We start from the raw sequence: 17,199 nt of genomic DNA on the forward strand, positions 1-17,199 counted from the left end.
GCAGGAGGCAACCGTTAGTGCCGGCGCCTCCTGCCATGCTCTCATTTGCGACGGTTAATTAGGACCATGACAGCTACAGCAATCCGTGCGCTCGGAATGCCCTGCCGGCTGGGCCGACACCGGTCCCGGACCGCATACATCCGCTTGTGATCCACTGCCGGTGCCCGCATCGGCCGGGGCAAAGGCAACAAAGTCGAACTTCCCGCCTTCATCCGACATATGGGTTTTGGCCTCGATGCCATCGTGGCATGAAGAACAAACAGCCGCCGTCGGGGTGATATTTATATCGTCATCCGGGTCTTTCGGATCCGCTTCGGTGAGCACGGTGGTGGGCTGCACCGCCGACTCCAGAGGAAGGGCGAAGGTGCTGCCGGTATGACAACCGGTGCAATTTCTCAAGTTATCCAAACCGGCCGGCAAAGCGACTTCACTGAAATCATTGACGCTCCCGCCGAACCCGTAAACGACGATCCCTTTTTCCCTGAAACCGAGATGATCCGCCGAACCGGCATGAATCGAATGAACCATGTACTTGAAGTCAATCGCCTCCTCCAGCTTCCCGTCCGCCGTGGATGCAGTATCTCCGGGGCGTCGTCCGCGGTCGGTGGCATTTGCATTATGGCAGATAGCGCAGAGCTGCGGTTCGTCGGTTCGATTGTTCCCATGGAGACTGAGCTGGCCGTGACATCGATTGCAATTGGCGATATTAACGACCGTGCGGCGGTTTTCGGGAGAAGCCCCGGAAATCGAAAAACGCTTAACGACATTGGTAACCGGAATCCGATCCGAAAATGTCCCGTCTTCATCAAAATCACCTGCCGGATGGCCGTCAATACCTGCAACGCCGCTTCCGGTCACATCGGCGGGAATCGCCACTTTCGAGGTGACACTGAACGTCCCATCCAGGTTATCGGTGGCCGGGGTTGATCCGATACTGAGCGTATCAATGGAAACCGGCTGAGCAAAATCGTTTCCGCTGCCGGTGTTGGTGATATCGCTGGTCTCCCAACCGATCAGTACCGCCAGTCGGCTGGCCAATCCGGAACGGCTCGTGAAGGCCGGATGCGTCAGTATGTTGTAGGGCGCATCGGCATTGGTCGGGTCGGTCACGGAGAAGGTCACTTTCACGAAATCGCCGGGGGCCACGTCTCCGCCATCGGCGTCGGACACACTGATAATGTTGTATTTAAACTTTTTCGCCGCGACCTGGGCGGCAAGGGTGTGGGAATCGATAATGCCGGCCACTCCGCCCGTTGCCGGATGGCAGGCCGCGCACCGGCTGTTGTCCGACCGGGCACCGCCTGAGTGAAGCGTAAATCCGGAAGGGGGCGGATCCGTAAAACTGATGGTATCATGACACGAGGTGCAAGCTTCCCGCGTCGGCACCAGGTTCCAGTTGTCGCCGTCGGCGGCATCTCCATGGGAGTGGCATTTGGCACAGGTGTTGCCAGCCTCACCCAATCCGGGGAAACGCACATCCTGAGGGAAAACCACCTCCGAGTAGTCATGTTCGCTGTCGGCATTCCCCCAGATCACATATCTCCACCCCAGGGTTTGCACACTCGGCAAATTTTCACCCATATGGATCTTGTGCACCATAACTTTGAAATCGACCGTGTTGCCGCTGTTGGCATCCGTGGTGCCCGGGTTGTGACAAGTCACGCAGTAGGCGAGTTGAATGCGGTCCCCGCCATGAAGCCCCAGTTTGAGATGGCATTCGTTACAAGAAGCGTTCACGGCGATGTTGCGGGTATTCGGCAGATCCCCCCCGTTCGGCACAAAGTCCAGGGAGGCATTGGCAACATTGCCTGTCAACTGCATGGCCACTCGATGGGTCAGGTCCGGCTCATACGGCACCGCAACCGGACTTATCACGTTCGTTATGTCAAAAGAAAATTGGTAACGATAAGAGCCGTCCCCATTGTCGACGAAAACCCCGCCGGTCGCATTGGCGCGCTGTGAGTCGGCCTGGGTCCGACTTGTTCCCGTCGGCGTATCGGTGCCGTCGGGGGCAGTCCCAGGAGTTTCGGCACCAATGGTTTGGATCCGGTTGATATAGCTCACCCACTCGTCGGCATCCCCGTTGCTTCCCGGCACCAGCTTGGCGATCGTAAATCGGATATTGCTTGCCGCGACACCGGCAAGGGGGATGAGGTTGTTCTCGCTCTCGAACAGCTTGAAATGAACCGTTACCATGCCGGCATCAATAGTCACTGCCGTAATTTCCCCCTCCGGACTGTTGTCCTCCTTGCTGTGGACCACCGCAAGATCCGCAATGCTGCCAGGTCGATGACACAGGGCACATTTCTCATTATAGGTCTGAGCCACCAGCTCCGGTTCCGGTTCGCCAACGGCATCACTCTTTGAGTTTCCGCCGGAACAACCGATGTAGCATAGGACAAGGAGCAAGGCCAGCCCGGGGGAAAGATACCTTAAAATCCTTCTGATCATGTTAACCTCCTTACCGTTTTATGAAAGGTAACAGTTCAGGTTATAAAATCCAGGGGCTATTTCAAGTAAAGTTCCTCGTAGATCACGAGGGCTTTTTTCACCGCAAACGTCGCCGATCTCGAAGAGATGGTAGCACCGCTGACACCGATAATATCTTTTCCAACCGTCAGGGTGGAATTGCTGTGCTTCCCCTTGTACTGGTTGGTAAAGGAATTGCGGGCGATGGGTTGTCCTCTTTGCTCCTGGTAACTCAGAACCCTCACCGATTTCACGGTTCCTTTTACGTCCAAGGTCGTGCAAAATTCCACCGGTCCCCATTTTCCGGGTTCCACGTCGATGATTGCCACCCCCTTGCGAACGCCGTCCTTAACCCCGAAATAAAAATCGTAGGTCGTTCTGGTCTCAACTTCCTGCTGCTCAGCGCCTTCCTGAAAGTACACCAGGTTCCCCCCGAGCCGCTCCTTGACCCTTTCCAGGACATCCCCGGTGAGTTCCCTAGTTTCCTTCTCGATCGTTGCACCCGCCCAGAAAGCTTGTTTCAGGGCATCCTCCTGTGAGAGGACCATAAATGCGGAGCAAACCCCGCTGAGGCTTATAAGAACGATACCTAACAACGAACTTTTCAATGTGGTTATTTTAAACATGAACACCCTCCTTCAATAATGGTTTTTACCTATCCTCAGGTATGGTGAGGGCATTTTTCAAACCCGTTGAGTACAAGATCTCCCCTGAGTCCTTGACCATAAGCGCCGCCATACCGGAATATTCTTCGACCCGGCGCATCCCCTCATCGGCTCCAAGAACATAGATGGCAGTATTCCAGGCGTCCGCCAAGATGGGGTTGGGATGAACCAAAGTGCTTCCGAGCAGTCCTTCAACCGGATATCCTGTCTTCGGGTTGAAAATATGATGATACCGTTTCCCCTCTTTCATAAAAAAACGCTCATAATCGCCCGATCCCATCACCGATAGGTCTTCAACTTCGATAAAACCGAGGATACCGTCTTTCCGGGGGTGTTTGAGACCGACCTTCCAGGGAAACCGCCCCTTTTTGCCCAGCGCATGAATATCCCCGCCTGCATCAATGAGAGCGGATGTCACCCCTTTTTGCCTCAAAATGGAAACTGCCTGGGCTACGGCATATCCTTTGGCAATACCACCCAGATCAATTTTCACGCCGGCTTTTTTCTTTTCGAGTGTCCTGTCCGACAGCAACAGGTGGTGAAAGCCGATATTCTCCAGGCAGCGTTTGATTTCGTCATCTTTCGGCAGCCTGGGTGTGTCGCCATAAAACCCCCACAGCGCAATCAGCGGAGCAACCGTGATGTCAAAGGCCCCGTCGGAATCATCGGCGACTTGAAGGGCAATCCGCACCAAATCGAGAATCTCCGGATCCGAAATGGGAACACCTTTTTCATTGAATGAATAAATGGGGCTGTCTGGATTTCGGGAGTTAAACTTGACATTAACCTCCTGCATGCGATCAAAAGCCAAATTGATGGCCGGGACCGTGATCGATTTTGGTCCCACGGCGTAAACCGTCACATAGGTATCCATCATGAAATGGGTCTGTTTCTCAAAATGGTATCGATGCAAATGGTACAACCTGATTCCCAGCGTCACGAGAAACACGATGGCTACCGAGGCCAATATCCACATCCACTTTTTCGACGATCTTTTTTTCTTGACGGATACCTTTCTTTTTAAAGAAAGGGGCATGTCTGGTATGTCGGATGATCCCATGATGAGGCGATTTCCTCCCGGAACTTAACGTGCCCTGTTGATCAGGGATTAAAAAGTCGTTCGCCACCCCAAGGTGTAACGGAAATAGTCAAGGCTCTGGGAACCATCGGATCTTTCGGCATCCACATATTCAAACTGCGGCATGATAATCGAACTTTCAGTTATAAAGAAATTGACCGCTGCGCCGAAGGTTTTATAATTGTCGGTCAGAAGATGGTTCGTCCCCGGAAACCACAGATCCACATCGGAGTACTTGAGCATGGCGCGCCACTTCGGCGTAAACCGGTAGAGGCCTTTGATGTACCACCCCTTATCTTCCCCGTCATCGGTCCCGCCTGCCAGCAACGGGAGGTCTTCCAGCCACCGGCTCATATACTCACCGCTGAAATTAAAGGAGCCATACGCAATGTCGGCGCCGGCCGCCCATTGACGGGATAAATTATCCCCATCATCATCCCATTTCCCCAGCCCGAAAGAACCGAGAATCTTGAAACGCGCACCGAAAGCAAAAAATTCCGGTGTCAGGTGGACCAGAGAACTCTTGCTGCTGTTATTGTCCGTAAAGCGTTTATCCTGAATAATGCCCCGGTCATCGCCATTGAGATAGGGATACAAATAGACAGGGAGGGAAACAAATATGGAAGAAATTTCAAGTTCGAAATTGCGATAAAGCTCGATACCGGTAGAACGCCAGTTTTCAAGGGTTACCAACCCGTTATTCCCATGGTATTGCTCATCCCACCAGACCTTGGAGGCATACTCCTCGCTGAAATAAGGGAAAAGAGCGCCGGCCTTGGCCTCAACCCCCCAGGGCAGGCGCATGGCAAGATATGCCCAAGCCAGATCGACTTCTACTTCGGCTGATTTCTCCCGCCGAATGTTTGCACCCAGCGACGGCGTAGCGGCCGCTTCAACCATCAATTCGGGCGCCACTTCGATCTGTATCCAGTCGTTTAGCTGTTTGTTGAAATAAATCCATAGATTATTGACACCTGCGGCAAAAGAGTTGTGTTGATCGATGCCGTTGACCTCTCCATCGCTTTGATCGGCCAGAAAAAACTTAAAATGGCCGCTGACGGTGGTCTGACCGCTCAGGGCATCGGAAACAACCGCACGGGCGGACGGTTGTTTTTTGATTTTTTCGACCGATGCGGCTACTTTCTCGGCTTTTTGCCCCTGTTCAGTCTGGTTTTTTTCAAGCTCTTCAATTCGTTTCTGCAGCATTTGGAGCTGCTGTTTAAGCTCCTGAAGCTCATCGGCCGCTGCCCCTTCTGCGCCGATCATTAACAGTGAACAGATAATTGCCAAAACAACAGTTATCTTCATTGCTGTCCTCCTTTCTGACAAAGCAGGCTTCCAAATTAAGCAACCAAACGACAATGTTTGTTTTCGGCCATGACCATCCGGAAATCCATTTTTCGGGAATTCAGGCGTTCGCTTGAAAACAACCGTTTAGGGCGGAAAAGGCTGCTTTCCTGAATAGTATGTTCACACCACATCCATCGAACGCTGACTCTTTTTGGGCGCCGTTTCTTCCCTTTGAACGTCAGGCAGACCCGCTCGCAGGTATAATGCGGCAATCATATCGCTCAACAGAGGGATGAGATTTTTAAGGGTATGAACCTTTTTTAAATCCGCGGTCGCCATCGCACCTCGGGTCGCACCCCATGCGGCGGGAACCGCCTCCAATGCAAGGGTAAGAACTGTAGCCACCCGATGCCGGGAAATACCCAGAACGCTCAAGGGGAAAAGCACCTGGGCCAAACCGCGAGTCAATTCCCCAGGCGAGGTGGTTCTCATCAGAAGGCAACTTGCAAAAAGCAGCAAGAGAATGCGAAAAGCGAAAAGCATTCCCAAATGAAGTCCGCTGGCCGTTATTTTCAACGCACCGATGGTGGCGATGACATCCGTGCCCGAATCAAAACAGACCGGCAGCAAAAAGGCCATTGCAAGGAGCATGGCATACCGTTTAATCTGCGAAAACAAATCGTTCAACGACAGCTGCGAAACCGCCGCCAAAAACACCATGGCCATAAAAACAGCCAGATACGCACGCACATCGCAGATGACAAAAAAGCATACGGCCAGTACAAATATGGCCGAAAGCTTGCCCGATGCCGGCATCCGGTGAAGAAAAGAGGTGCTGTGTTGATACGGCCGCATGAAGGATGGGCGCGTCTTCTCCGTTGGGTTCTCGCCGATGCTGCAGGCGTCCCCTTTTACAACGCGACGGCAGACACCCCCGGTGACAACACCGACCACCCACCCTGTCGCCACCGCGCCGATGCTCAGCCAGGGGAAAAAAACAAAAATACCGCCGTGCTTTACAAGCAAAAAATAAGCAAGGGAGAGCTGAACCATGTTATGGGTAAATGCGCCAAGAATGCTGATACCCACCACACTTAACCTGAAATATCGGTGGGTTCCGGAAAGCCAGTAGAAAAACCCCATCACCGCGGTACTGACCACCGCACCGGAAAAGCTCAAAATAAACGTCGGCGACATAAATGAGCCCATGATAAATGCGCTGAGAACGGTCCGAAGCAGGGCCACTTCCATGGCAGGGCCAAAACCGAGAAGAATCATGGCCGTCAGGGTCATCATGTTGGCCAAGCCAAGCCGAAGGCCCGGAACCGGATGCGGAATAAAGGATTCGGCAATCTGAAGCACGCATGCAAGTGCCACCAGAATCGCGATTTGAGACAGTTTCCGGTCTGTTTGACTTTCCGCCATAAACACCACGCTGATCTAATCTTTCAGAAAACCACGGCATCAACTACCGGCACCGCGCCGGCAGCGACTTCAATAACGATTCTATTCGGCACACACACGATCGTTTCGCCGGCAAGCCGGACCCAGCCGGCATGAACACACATTTGCCGGTGGCAATCGGACTGTTTGATTCTTATTTTTCCGCCTTCGACAGCGATCACCATCTTTTTACCCGGCAATACAATATCCATATCTTTCCTAAGGTCTATCCGTTGCTGTTCCCGGCCGTCGCAATAAACGATGGCCTCGGCACTGATGGCGGGGGGAGATGCCCGGAGCAGTTTCGTTTTGACAATGATGTTCGTTGAAAGAAACAAAACGGCGCAGATGAGCACAATGTCCAGCACGGTCATTTTGTTCAATTCAATCCGAAAACGGGTGGCAGCGATTGGCAAAGAGACCTCTCTTTTCAGTGAAAACTCACAAATCGACTGTATATAATACCGTTTACAAGCAGATAAATGCCAACACACAGCGCGGCATATCCAAACATGAAATAGGCAATCCTGAACCAGCGGGCAGGGACGTTTGATCGCAACTGCTGTAATTGCCCGTCGTTTTCCAGGCGCGCCACCCATACTGGCTTTTCCTCCTGAAGTTCTTCCAGCGGCACGCTTCCCGAAAACATCGCTTCATTCATGGGAAAGCTGAAGGGGCGCAAATGGCCGATAAAAAAATGCACGATAAAAATATAGGACACCGCCAAAACCGCTTCCGCCCGATGGAGCAGTGCGGCAATATTGAGAAACCACCCCGGAAATACCTGGCTTGTCATCAGCGGGTAAGCCGTCATCAACCCGGTGATGGCCAGAAGCGGCATTCCCCAGTAAACCGCCCAGTAGTCAAACTTTTCCCAATAGGTCCAACGGTCAAACCGGGGCGGAGGTCTTAGACCGAAGAAATAGAGCACCTGCTGCGTGATGTTCCGGGCATCGTTTAGATTCGGCATCAAAGAATCGGGGCCGAATACACTTTCCGAAAAATTACGCCACCGAATCCTTGCCAGAATATAAAAGGTATGAATCACGAAACCGATGATCATCACCATCCCTACCCAAATGTGTAGCGTGGTCGCCGCCTTATATCCCCCCCAAAAGGCTATCAACCGCTCTCCCCAATGGGTTGAGACAAACACCCGGCTGAATCCGGTGGCCGTCTGGATAAGAAAAGTCACAATCAGAAAAAAATGAAAGCACCTTTCCAGGCTGTTGAATCGCTTAATGCGCATGATGCCTTCCGCCATTTTTATGCCATCGTTTTGAAATCAGTTCTCGAAGACCGATCAACAGCGCGTGCGGCACGGCAACGGCCAGTGTGCCCACCAACAAAATCAACATAAACCAATAGGTATAGTGAAGCGCCGGAAATTCCTTTCTGGCAACCGCCGTTCCCGCGAGGGGTTCATGCACCACGTAGGAGGCAAATGAGGCATTGGCCCCTTCGTGGCATTTGGCACAGACATAGGAATGTCTGCGGATCGGGTTCATGGGAGCGTAACTGTATTGGGTGCCGGCGATGGGTTCCCCGCCATGACACTGCCGACAGGTCAGGTTTGCCCGGACGGTGTGTATTCCAAGGGTTTGTTCCGGATGGCAATAGGCACATCGCAACGCTTCGTAGAATTTGATTCCCAAGTGGGCATCATATAGCCGGGTCCGAATCCGCACCTGGGGTGTCAGCTTCGGGCTGTAGGGTAACAGTCCCTCCTTGACACCGGGAACCGAAATGAGGGGTCGGTTGTGCCTCGGCGCCGCCTCGTATTCCTCATAATAGCCGGTGCTGACCTCATGATCCCGATATCTGCGAAACGCGGAAGCCACTTCCTCCTGGGCAAAAGCGGGTAAAGAAAACAGACCCAAATGCAACACTATCAGCCCGGCGGCCCATGAGAATGCATTTGCCTTGAATGCTCTAATCGACATCAGGTACACCTTGCCTGTCAGGATCGGTTTTTTCAGGTTACCATTCGTCCATGGACCCCGGGAACGCTTTTTCCTGAAGCGTTTTCAGGACGGCATCCTTATGCTTATGACAACTGGTGCAGGAGTTGGGTACTTCCGGGTTGTCAATGGTGTCTTTCGGAAGCAGGGCCATAAACACATGGCTGTGGTTATCTCCGGATTCCGTGCTTTTCACCACACGCGGCATATGGCAGCCCACGCAATTGGCAAAGGAGTGAATGGCATGCCCGGTGGTCTTGTTCAGAATCTGGTGGCACTCGAAACATTGCTGGGAGCCGGCCCCCACCGTCTGGGAGCGGGTAATCGACATTCCGAGCTGATGCACGTAATGGCAGGAAGTACATGCCACCCCTTCCCGGAAATGCTGGGAGACCTGCCAGTCGTTATACTGCTGATGATGTCCCACCGTGAAATGTCCCGCATAGGTTTGCTTGACGTCACCTTTTTCAATAAACGGCATTTTATAGTAAACCGATAGGGCTTGCCCGGGCTGATAACCCACCGCCCAGCTGGCGTCCTTATTCATTGTGGACTCGCCTTTCCCATGGCAGGAGCCACATATCTGCACCGAAACCCCCATGGTGAGCTTGGCTGGATTGATAATGGTTCGGCGCTTGTCAAAAACAGCCGTCTTGGGTAGGGCCGCATGCCAAGAGCCCATGCCGTGGCATGCCTCACAAGCCACGCCGAGCTCAATATAACGCTTCGATTCGAGATCAACACCGGTGGCATGGCATCCGCCGCACAAGTTCAGCCACGGCCGCTGATCCCAGTCCTCTTCATGATAATTGAGCCACCGATGGGTCTGCGCATCATGCTGAACCGGAGCGATATAAAGGGTTTCATTTTTTTCAACAATATATCGCTGGGTCCACTGGGTGCCAATGGTAATTTTGATATCCTCTATTTTCGGGATATAAATCTTATCTACCGGAACCTTCAAATCGTCCTTCAGCAATGCCAGATCCGCCCGGATATCGGCTTCATTGATTGGGGCGATAATGACATCCCGATTCTTCTGCGCATCCTGGGCCATTCGGCTGTGAAGGGTCATCTTCCAGGAATCGTAGTGCTCCAGATGGCACATCTTGCAGGTGTCGGAGCCCACATAGGTTTTCGGCTGAGCCATTACCGCTTCTATATCGACGGGGTGTTCTCCGCCGCAAGCCGCAATGAACAACCAAAACAACATCTCCACAAAAGCCACAACCCGGCCTGTACCCTTCATGCTGGTCTCCTTGGTTTCGATGTGGATAAAAGAGAGCAAATGCCATTCTTGATTCTGATACAGCAGGCACTTTGAAATCGCCTCTAAAAACATGGCTTATTTGTAACCCATGGCAAAGGGAAAGTGGCGTGTCAATAAATAATTTTATAACTATTTTGAATAGTTGATAATTTGAAGTTGAAAAATTTGAAATGATTTTCGGCGTGATACAAGGGGAATCATATGGAAACGGTTGAGCAGGTTCTCACCGTGGCAGGCTGATTCACCTTACTTTTTTATAGCACCTCTTCCAGCGAAACCAGAAAGGTGGGGGCGGCATTACAACCGCAGCAACACGATGGAGATTATCGTCAAAAAAAGGCCCACCACCCCGGCGGGGTTGATTTTTTCCCGGTAGATAATCGCGGATAACAGAATGGAAATTACAAAATGCAGGCCCACGATCGTTGCAATAAGAGAAAGCGGGCCGGTTTCCAGCGCCACCAGAAAGGCGTAAAACCCGGCAAAATTAAAAAAGCCCATCAGGATTCCGATGATAACGGCCTCTTTTAAACGAGCGTCATGCGGCTTTCCGGACGGCAAGGTTTTATTGATCCACAGTGAGCCCACCATTCCCATCAGATAGGACAGGGCCATAAAAGCGAGCTTGTCCGTGTGCATGGCCGCGAATTTAGAAGAAACACTGGCCGCCGCGCCGCCGATCAGCGCCAAACCCACAAACCAAATGCCCCGCCGCCGCCGTTCACCGGCGCCGGCATCGTGATGCATCTGTCTTGCCAAAATCATCATGGCAATGACGGCAAGCAAAAGGCCCGCGCTTTGCATCGGCGTTATTCGGTCCTTAAAATACAGCATCGAAAAAATCACCACCACCACCACATTCAACTGAATAATTGTATAGGTGATGCTGGCCGAAACATACTTTAAGGCTTCGATGTGGGCCACCGTCGCCAGCAAAAACGCGGCGCTGTTTAGAAAGGCGATCGTCACCAGCGACAGGAACTGTTGCTCCTGGCGCTGCCCCGCCAAAAAAAGCCCGCCACTCAACAGCGTCACCGTCAGCATAAAAGAAAACGTAACCCATGCGGTGGAACACTGTTTTTCAGCCGCCACCTTATAGAAAAACCGCTGCACCCCCAGGAGAAGCAACGCAGCAATGGAATAGATATACCAGGAGGTCATAATTTCGCCTTTGTTCGGGGGTTATTACGAAAATACCGGCTGTTAACATTATTCGTCCATCAGGCACAACCAAGTAGCGCGGATTTTCTTGTAATAGACACCTGTTTTTGAAAGTATCAATACCAATCTATGTCTGAACGCCAACATACGGCCTTCCGGCGCTCACGCGTTGCAAGGGCTTTTTTGTGTGGCCGGTTGTATACAGCCCAAAACTTCTTGCCGTTTCAGTAAGATGGATGTATGACAGTCCTGAATTTCATCCTTTGGTGAGATTTGGGAAAGGAGTTATATACCATGCCGAAAAAAATAGGCATTGTTGTTAAATCAGACGACAAGGCGGAGGAAAAGGCCGATGCCCTTGAGGCATGGCTCAAGGCACGGCAGGTGGAAGTGACCCGAAAGGCAGTGTATACCCCAACGCGCCGGTTTTCAAACAGAAAAATGCCGTCCGCACCGCCGGACTTATGCTGTGTTTTCGTGTTGGGAGGTGACGGCACCTTTTTAAGTGCCGTGCGATGGATCGGAGATCAGAATATTCCCATCATCGGCATCAAGTTCGGAGAAGTCGGGTTTCTGGCCGAAATTTCCGAGGAGCGCCTTTTTTCGGCGGCCGAGCATATTCTCAATGGGGAACTTACAACCGAACCCCGCATGCGGCTGTTGGTCAACGTCCTGCGCAAAGAAGAGGAAATCGCTCGCGAAACGGTTTTAAATGACGTGGTCATCAACAAGGGGGCGCTGGCCAGGCTGGCCACCATGCAAACCTCCATCAATGACGGGTACTTGACCACCTACCGGGCAGACGGGCTGATTGTGGCCACGCCCACCGGTTCCACTGCTTATTCCCTGGCAGCGGGCGGACCGATCATTCATCCGGGGGTTGCCGGTATCATTTTGGCGCCCATCTGCCCCTTTACCCTTACCAACCGCCCGCTGATTGTTCCGGATACCGTGGTTATCAAAATTGAACTGGGTAAAAAGGCAGCCAATATCATGTTGACATTTGATGGTCAGGCCGGTCTTGAAATAGATGATCAGGACACCATTTTTGTTCGAAAAAGCCCCCATCCCATTCAAATGATCACCATGCCCGGGCAAAACTATTTTGATGTTCTCAAGGCCAAGCTCAACTGGAGCGGTTATCGCGTGTAACCGCGAGCCGGAGTAACAAAAGATGTCCCAAATGCAACGAGGCGCGTTCGGAATCATTTTATTTTTGTTGGGGGGCTTGTTTTCGATTCGCCCCTCCGCCGCGATGAACGCCGATTCATTTGACAGGGCTGCCGACCTGTTGCGAAAAGGGCAATACACCGACGCACTGGACCTGTACCAAACCTTAGCAGACAACGCGGACACTCCAAATATGACGGCGCAGGCATTGCTGCTCAAAGCCACGGCCATAGGCTTGTATCTCAATCAACCCGATTCGGCGTTGAGCCTGCTGAGAAAAATCAGAGCCGATTACCCCGACAGCCCTGCCGCGGCGGATGCCCTTTTTCATGAGGGAATGATGTTATATGAACAGCAACACTATCGAGCCGCGCATAATACCTTTTCCCTGTATATGGATCAATATCCGAAAGGATTCAGGCATGCTTCGGCGCAATCCTGGAAAGCGCATGCCGGCAAACAAGCCGAAGGGAAGGTGACGTCCATCGGCCCATCCCTGAGTGACTTCACACCGGACACGGAAATCCGTGTCTTAATGACGGAAAGCGCCCGCCAGGTTCATATCGATGCATCCAGCCGGATTCTGATTCAAGACGCGTTCACCGGAAAGGAACTATACCGGGGCGCAGGGCCGATCAATGTGACGCATCAAAATGGAAAGTTGGCACTCAACCATCGCCCGTCGGCGTCTCTGCAATGCCGCGTTGAAACCAACGGATCGACGCTCTCCCTCAACGGCACCCGCCTGCGCGGCTTTTTAATGGTCTCTCTTGAGCCGAATGGCATGCAAGTCATTAACCATCTTCCCCTTGAACACTACCTCTACGGCATTATTCCCAAAGAAATGCCGAGCGGCTGGCCCCATGACGCCTTAAAAGCGCAAGCCGTTGCATCCAGAACCTACGCCTTATATATTACGAGCAAAAACCGGCTGATGCCCTATGATGTCAAAGCCTCCACCGCCTCCCAGGTGTATGGGGGGTATGCGGTGGAGACAACAAGCACCAATGCAGCCGTGAACGCCACCCGGGGGCAGGTATTAACCCATAACGATCAATTGATTATCGCTTTTTTTCACGCCAACAGCGCCGGGCACACGGAAGATGCCCATCATGTGTGGCAGGTGGAAATACCTTACCTCAAAGCGGTCCCGGATCAGTTTAGCAGCAACTTGCCCAACAGCGGTTGGGAATACTATCTTCCCTATACCACGGCGTCCAGCAGGTTAAACCAAGCCGGGCTGAATATCGGTAAAATTTCCGCCATCAGCAGTTGTGAATATTCTCCCACCGGCAGGGTGCTTAGAATTGCGGTTCACGCGAATAACGGCAACACCTCTCTTTCCGCCAACCATTTTCGATGCCTTCTGGACGAAAAACAGATAAAAAGCACCTATTTTAAGATTATTTCGGGGCCTTCCGGTATCCTGCTGAAAGGGGAGGGTTATGGTCATGGCGTGGGAATGAGCCAATGGGGCGCAAATCGGATGGCCGCTGCGGGTTATTCGCACCTTGACATATTGAAGCATTATTATCCGGGCGTTGCGTTGGCAACGCTGGGCAACATCTGAGTTCGTTTTGGATGCGGCCAGCTTGCTGACTACTTGAATAAGGAGGCATTATGAGAAAACCCTTAGCGATATGGAGTCTGTTTTTTCTCTGCTGCCGGGCGTTATCGACGGCAAATGCCGACGTTAGCGAGCCGCACTTGGTTAAAGCGACCGGTTTTGGGATGATTAACTGGAGCCAGGGTTTTGTTGAAGCCAATGGAAAGGCCATGCCACCGAAAACTTATCAAGGCAATCAGCAGGGGCGCTCCATAGCCGTTCAGACCGCCATCGACACCGCCCGCACCCATCTGTTCCATATCATAGAAAAAATTCAAATCGATACCGACAACCAGATATCCGATGTACTGAAGGCCGACCATGAGATCGCCGAAAAACTCAAAGAAATGATAACGAATGCGCGGGTTATTAACCAGAAATACCTCACGGACGGCACGGTGGAAGTGACGATTCGAATGTCACTCTACGGCGGCTTTTCTCAGCTCATGCTGCCGTCCGAAATCAAACAGATCGAATCCATCAAACCGATACCAATTCGTAAAAAAAAATCAACGGCCACCGAAATCAGCCAAGCGCCTGGTTACAAAACCAGGCACTATACCGGCATGGTCGTCGACGCGAGGGGCATCGGCATCACCCCGGCCATATCCCCCGGAATCGTAGATGAAAACGGCGAAGAAGTTTTCGGCACAAAGTTCGCCAGCAGGGAATTTGCGGTTCAGCAGGGCATGGTCGGATACGCGATTGATTTTCAGGCGGCTGTCAACGATCCTCGCGTGGCAAATCGCCCCTTGGTGATCAGGGGCATAAAAGCCCGGGGCGCAGGTCATTGCGATATTGTCGTCAGCCTTTCCGATGCAAACCGCCTCCGAAGCCACTCCAATCATCTCGATTTTCTTAAGCGTTGCAGCGTCATCGTGGTTGCAGATCCTATCCGGTAGGTTTTATAAGGGACCAGAAGCTTCTCGCTGTCATCAGTGGCAATCTAAAACACGAGGGACCATCACATGATATTGAAAAAAAACACCTGCAACCGTCGGTTTATGAAAATCTTTCAGCGTTCGGTTCTTATGGTGATAGTGATGATGGGCGCCGGCGGCATGGGGAAGAGTTTCGCCGTGGAATCTTTAACTGTCGGCTTCATTGAAGGAAGCGTTTTTGTAATTGCCGACGAGACGCCGGCGCAAAAAACGCCGCTGACAAAGGCGTATTCCCTACAACCCGGGCAACAGATTCAAACGGAACCGGGGGGAACCGTTGAGGTTTTATTTCCCGCTGCTCTGATCTTGCGCTTAGGACCATCTAGCCGTGTTCACTTATTTCCAGCCAAGGGAAAACAACATCCACAGCATGCCGTTCCGGCCGAACTTCTGTTAGGGGATGCATGGGTAAACGCAACCGCCATGAAACAGGAAACCCCGGTCGAAATCGCCGCCGGTACTTGCCTGCTGGAATCCGATAGCGGTGTGTTCCGAATAACCCTTCATTCGGATCGGTCCGCGGAAATAAAGAATTATACTAGCAGCCTGAAGGTCCACGGCCCCCTGGAACCGGCGCGACCGTCCCAATCGTACCCATCGCCTGCTGCCGATTCATTGCCGGCCCCCGTCACACCCTCAGGAAAAAAATGGGAGCAGGAGTTACCTCCTTTAACTAAAATGGTGGTATGGCCAAACGGGGGTATGACAAAGCCGTTTCGCTTTGCCGCAAAGGCGGATCAAACCGCATGGGTGTTGTGGAATCAGGGACGGGATAAGGGCCAGAACCAACAGCCATAGCGATCGTCGGAGATTAAACCTTCCCCGGTCATAAAATCCGGAGGCGGCAATGCCGAATGGAAAAACCAAAAGGGCTGCATCGTATCACCAACCGATAGCAGCCCTTATTTTGTAGGCCATGTCAGCAGCGGGCACGCTTATATGCCCGCTTTCTTTCTGAGCGAATCCACCATATTGGTTTTTTCCCAGGAAAACTCCGGCTCGTTTCTACCGAAATGACCATACGCCGAGGTCTTTTTGTACACCGGCCTGAGCAGATCCAGATACTCGATAATCGCCGCGGGCCGTAAATCAAAAATTTCCAGAATCGCCTTTTTGACAATCTCCTTGGGAACAAGACCGGTTCCCATCATATCCACCATGACGGAAACGGGTTCGGCCACACCGATGGCATAGGCGATTTGCACCTCGCATTTTTTGGCAAGACCAGCCGCGACCACGTTTTTGGCGATATGCCGGCCCATGTAGGATGCGCTCCGGTCCACTTTGGAAGGATCTTTGCCAGAAAAACAGCCGCCGCCGTGGCTTCCCTGGCCACCGTAGGTGTCAACGATGATTTTTCGGCCCGTCAGTCCGCAATCGCCCATGGGACCGCCGATAACAAATTTTCCGGTGGCATTAATATAATAACGGGTATCCCCATCCGTCATTTCCACGGGAATGACCTTTTTAATGACCTCCTCCACAATGGCCTCCCTGAGATCCTCATAGGAAATGTCCGGCTTATGCTGCGCCGCGATGACCACCGTATCGACTCGCAGCGGCGTGCCGTTTTCATATTCAATGGTCACCTGGGCCTTTCCATCCGGCCGAAGAAAGTCCAGCGCACCGTTTTTTCGAACGGTTGCCAACCGTTTGCAGAGTTTGTGGGCAAACATGATGGGCATCGGCATCAGTTCCGGCGTTTCGTCCGTGGCGAACCCGAACATCAGGCCCTGATCCCCGGCCCCCTGATCCTTGAACAAGCCTTCCCCCACATTCACGCCTATGGCGATATCCGGTGACTGCCGACCAATGCTGGTAAGCACCGAGCAGGTTTGATAGTCAAAGCCCATACGCGAAGAGCTGTAGCCGATATCCCGAATGGTTTCTCTGACGATTTGGGGAATGTCCACATAGCAATCCGTGGTAATTTCACCAGCGATAAAGGCCAGGCCCGTCGTCACCAACGTTTCGCAAGCCACCCGGGCGGCTTTGTCTTGACCGATGATGGCATCCAGAATCGAATCGGAAATGGCATCCGCCACCTTGTCCGGGTGCCCCTCCGTGACCGATTCGGAAGTGAAGAAAAATTTTTCCTTATTCATTTCGCTCTCCTTTTGCGCTGTTTGAATCCTTTTTGCCGCC

Annotated in this window: 15 protein-coding genes; 4 read left to right on the forward strand and 11 right to left on the reverse strand. The window is 52.4% G+C overall.

The features are described from left to right. Positions 1 to 54: 54 nt before the first annotated feature. The 10 genes from RBT11_02110 to RBT11_02155 all read right to left on the reverse strand — a co-directional run bounded on the left by RBT11_02110 (position 55) and on the right by RBT11_02155 (position 11,337). Complete coding sequence (locus RBT11_02110) at positions 55 to 2,451, reverse strand: OmcA/MtrC family decaheme c-type cytochrome (GenBank protein ID MDX9785542.1); 2,397 nt, start codon at positions 2,449 to 2,451, stop codon at positions 55 to 57. A 56-nt stretch (positions 2,452 to 2,507) separates the two neighbouring features. After that, positions 2,508 to 3,095, reverse strand: coding sequence for an FMN-binding protein (locus RBT11_02115; protein MDX9785543.1), 588 nt, complete (start codon positions 3,093 to 3,095; stop codon positions 2,508 to 2,510). A gap of 25 nt (positions 3,096 to 3,120) precedes the next feature. Further along, complete coding sequence (locus tag RBT11_02120; protein ID MDX9785544.1) at positions 3,121 to 4,194, reverse strand: FAD:protein FMN transferase; 1,074 nt, start codon at positions 4,192 to 4,194, stop codon at positions 3,121 to 3,123. Between the two features lie 48 nt (positions 4,195 to 4,242). Further along, on the reverse strand, positions 4,243 to 5,520 hold the full coding sequence (locus RBT11_02125) for a hypothetical protein (protein ID MDX9785545.1): 1,278 nt from the start codon (positions 5,518 to 5,520) through the stop codon (positions 4,243 to 4,245). A 162-nt stretch (positions 5,521 to 5,682) separates the two neighbouring features. Continuing rightward, the gene (locus RBT11_02130; GenBank protein ID MDX9785546.1) at positions 5,683 to 6,927 is read right to left on the reverse strand and encodes a Gx transporter family protein; all 1,245 of its coding nucleotides are present in this window, start codon (positions 6,925 to 6,927) and stop codon (positions 5,683 to 5,685) included. Positions 6,928 to 6,950: 23 nt separating this feature from the next. Further along, on the reverse strand, positions 6,951 to 7,361 hold the full coding sequence (locus RBT11_02135) for a NusG domain II-containing protein (protein ID MDX9785547.1): 411 nt from the start codon (positions 7,359 to 7,361) through the stop codon (positions 6,951 to 6,953). A gap of 14 nt (positions 7,362 to 7,375) precedes the next feature. Continuing rightward, the gene (locus RBT11_02140; GenBank protein ID MDX9785548.1) at positions 7,376 to 8,194 is read right to left on the reverse strand and encodes a cytochrome b/b6 domain-containing protein; all 819 of its coding nucleotides are present in this window, start codon (positions 8,192 to 8,194) and stop codon (positions 7,376 to 7,378) included. Beyond that, on the reverse strand, positions 8,184 to 8,888 hold the full coding sequence (locus tag RBT11_02145; protein MDX9785549.1) for a hypothetical protein: 705 nt from the start codon (positions 8,886 to 8,888) through the stop codon (positions 8,184 to 8,186). The genes RBT11_02140 and RBT11_02145 overlap by 11 nt, the downstream gene beginning before the upstream one ends. A 37-nt stretch (positions 8,889 to 8,925) precedes the next feature. Further along, a complete protein-coding gene (locus RBT11_02150) occupies positions 8,926 to 10,155 on the reverse strand; it encodes a multiheme c-type cytochrome (protein MDX9785550.1) in 1,230 nt (409 codons plus the stop codon). A gap of 318 nt (positions 10,156 to 10,473) precedes the next feature. Then, the gene (locus tag RBT11_02155; GenBank protein ID MDX9785551.1) at positions 10,474 to 11,337 is read right to left on the reverse strand and encodes a DMT family transporter; all 864 of its coding nucleotides are present in this window, start codon (positions 11,335 to 11,337) and stop codon (positions 10,474 to 10,476) included. A gap of 294 nt (positions 11,338 to 11,631) precedes the next feature. Between RBT11_02155 and RBT11_02160 the strand changes: the two genes are divergently transcribed. The 4 genes from RBT11_02160 to RBT11_02175 all read left to right on the forward strand — a co-directional run bounded on the left by RBT11_02160 (position 11,632) and on the right by RBT11_02175 (position 15,852). Continuing rightward, on the forward strand, positions 11,632 to 12,489 hold the full coding sequence (locus tag RBT11_02160; GenBank protein ID MDX9785552.1) for an NAD(+)/NADH kinase: 858 nt from the start codon (positions 11,632 to 11,634) through the stop codon (positions 12,487 to 12,489). A 22-nt stretch (positions 12,490 to 12,511) separates the two neighbouring features. Continuing rightward, on the forward strand, positions 12,512 to 14,077 hold the full coding sequence (locus RBT11_02165; GenBank protein ID MDX9785553.1) for a SpoIID/LytB domain-containing protein: 1,566 nt from the start codon (positions 12,512 to 12,514) through the stop codon (positions 14,075 to 14,077). A gap of 50 nt (positions 14,078 to 14,127) precedes the next feature. Next, positions 14,128 to 15,015: a hypothetical protein gene (locus RBT11_02170; GenBank protein ID MDX9785554.1), complete on the forward strand. Its 888-nt coding sequence runs from the start codon at positions 14,128 to 14,130 to the stop codon at positions 15,013 to 15,015. Between the two features lie 66 nt (positions 15,016 to 15,081). Next, positions 15,082 to 15,852, forward strand: coding sequence for a hypothetical protein (locus tag RBT11_02175; protein ID MDX9785555.1), 771 nt, complete (start codon positions 15,082 to 15,084; stop codon positions 15,850 to 15,852). A 137-nt stretch (positions 15,853 to 15,989) separates the two neighbouring features. Here RBT11_02175 and metK read toward each other — a convergent pair whose 3' ends face one another. Next, entirely contained in the window at positions 15,990 to 17,159 is a 1,170-nt protein-coding gene (gene metK, locus RBT11_02180; protein MDX9785556.1) for a methionine adenosyltransferase, read from the reverse strand. Positions 17,160 to 17,199 lie beyond the last annotated feature (40 nt).

This window comes from Desulfobacterales bacterium (assembly GCA_034003325.1).
Lineage (GTDB): Bacteria > Desulfobacterota > Desulfobacteria > Desulfobacterales > JAFDDL01 > JAVEYW01.

Bases quoted from the DNA above. Each gene is read 5' to 3' on its own strand.
- RBT11_02110 (MDX9785542.1), bottom strand. From the start codon at position 2,451: ATGATCAGAAGGATTTTAAGGTATCTTTCCCCCGGGCTGGCCTTGCTC.
- RBT11_02115 (MDX9785543.1), bottom strand. From the start codon at position 3,095: ATGTTTAAAATAACCACATTGAAAAGTTCGTTGTTAGGTATCGTTCTT.
- RBT11_02120 (MDX9785544.1), bottom strand. From the start codon at position 4,194: ATGGGATCATCCGACATACCAGACATGCCCCTTTCTTTAAAAAGAAAG.
- RBT11_02125 (MDX9785545.1), bottom strand. From the start codon at position 5,520: ATGAAGATAACTGTTGTTTTGGCAATTATCTGTTCACTGTTAATGATC.
- RBT11_02130 (MDX9785546.1), bottom strand. From the start codon at position 6,927: ATGGCGGAAAGTCAAACAGACCGGAAACTGTCTCAAATCGCGATTCTG.
- RBT11_02140 (MDX9785548.1), bottom strand. From the start codon at position 8,194: ATGCGCATTAAGCGATTCAACAGCCTGGAAAGGTGCTTTCATTTTTTT.
- RBT11_02145 (MDX9785549.1), bottom strand. From the start codon at position 8,888: ATGTCGATTAGAGCATTCAAGGCAAATGCATTCTCATGGGCCGCCGGG.
- RBT11_02150 (MDX9785550.1), bottom strand. From the start codon at position 10,155: ATGAAGGGTACAGGCCGGGTTGTGGCTTTTGTGGAGATGTTGTTTTGG.
- RBT11_02155 (MDX9785551.1), bottom strand. From the start codon at position 11,337: ATGACCTCCTGGTATATCTATTCCATTGCTGCGTTGCTTCTCCTGGGG.
- RBT11_02160 (MDX9785552.1), top strand. From the start codon at position 11,632: ATGCCGAAAAAAATAGGCATTGTTGTTAAATCAGACGACAAGGCGGAG.
- RBT11_02165 (MDX9785553.1), top strand. From the start codon at position 12,512: ATGTCCCAAATGCAACGAGGCGCGTTCGGAATCATTTTATTTTTGTTG.
- RBT11_02170 (MDX9785554.1), top strand. From the start codon at position 14,128: ATGAGAAAACCCTTAGCGATATGGAGTCTGTTTTTTCTCTGCTGCCGG.
- RBT11_02175 (MDX9785555.1), top strand. From the start codon at position 15,082: ATGATATTGAAAAAAAACACCTGCAACCGTCGGTTTATGAAAATCTTT.
- metK (MDX9785556.1), bottom strand. From the start codon at position 17,159: ATGAATAAGGAAAAATTTTTCTTCACTTCCGAATCGGTCACGGAGGGG.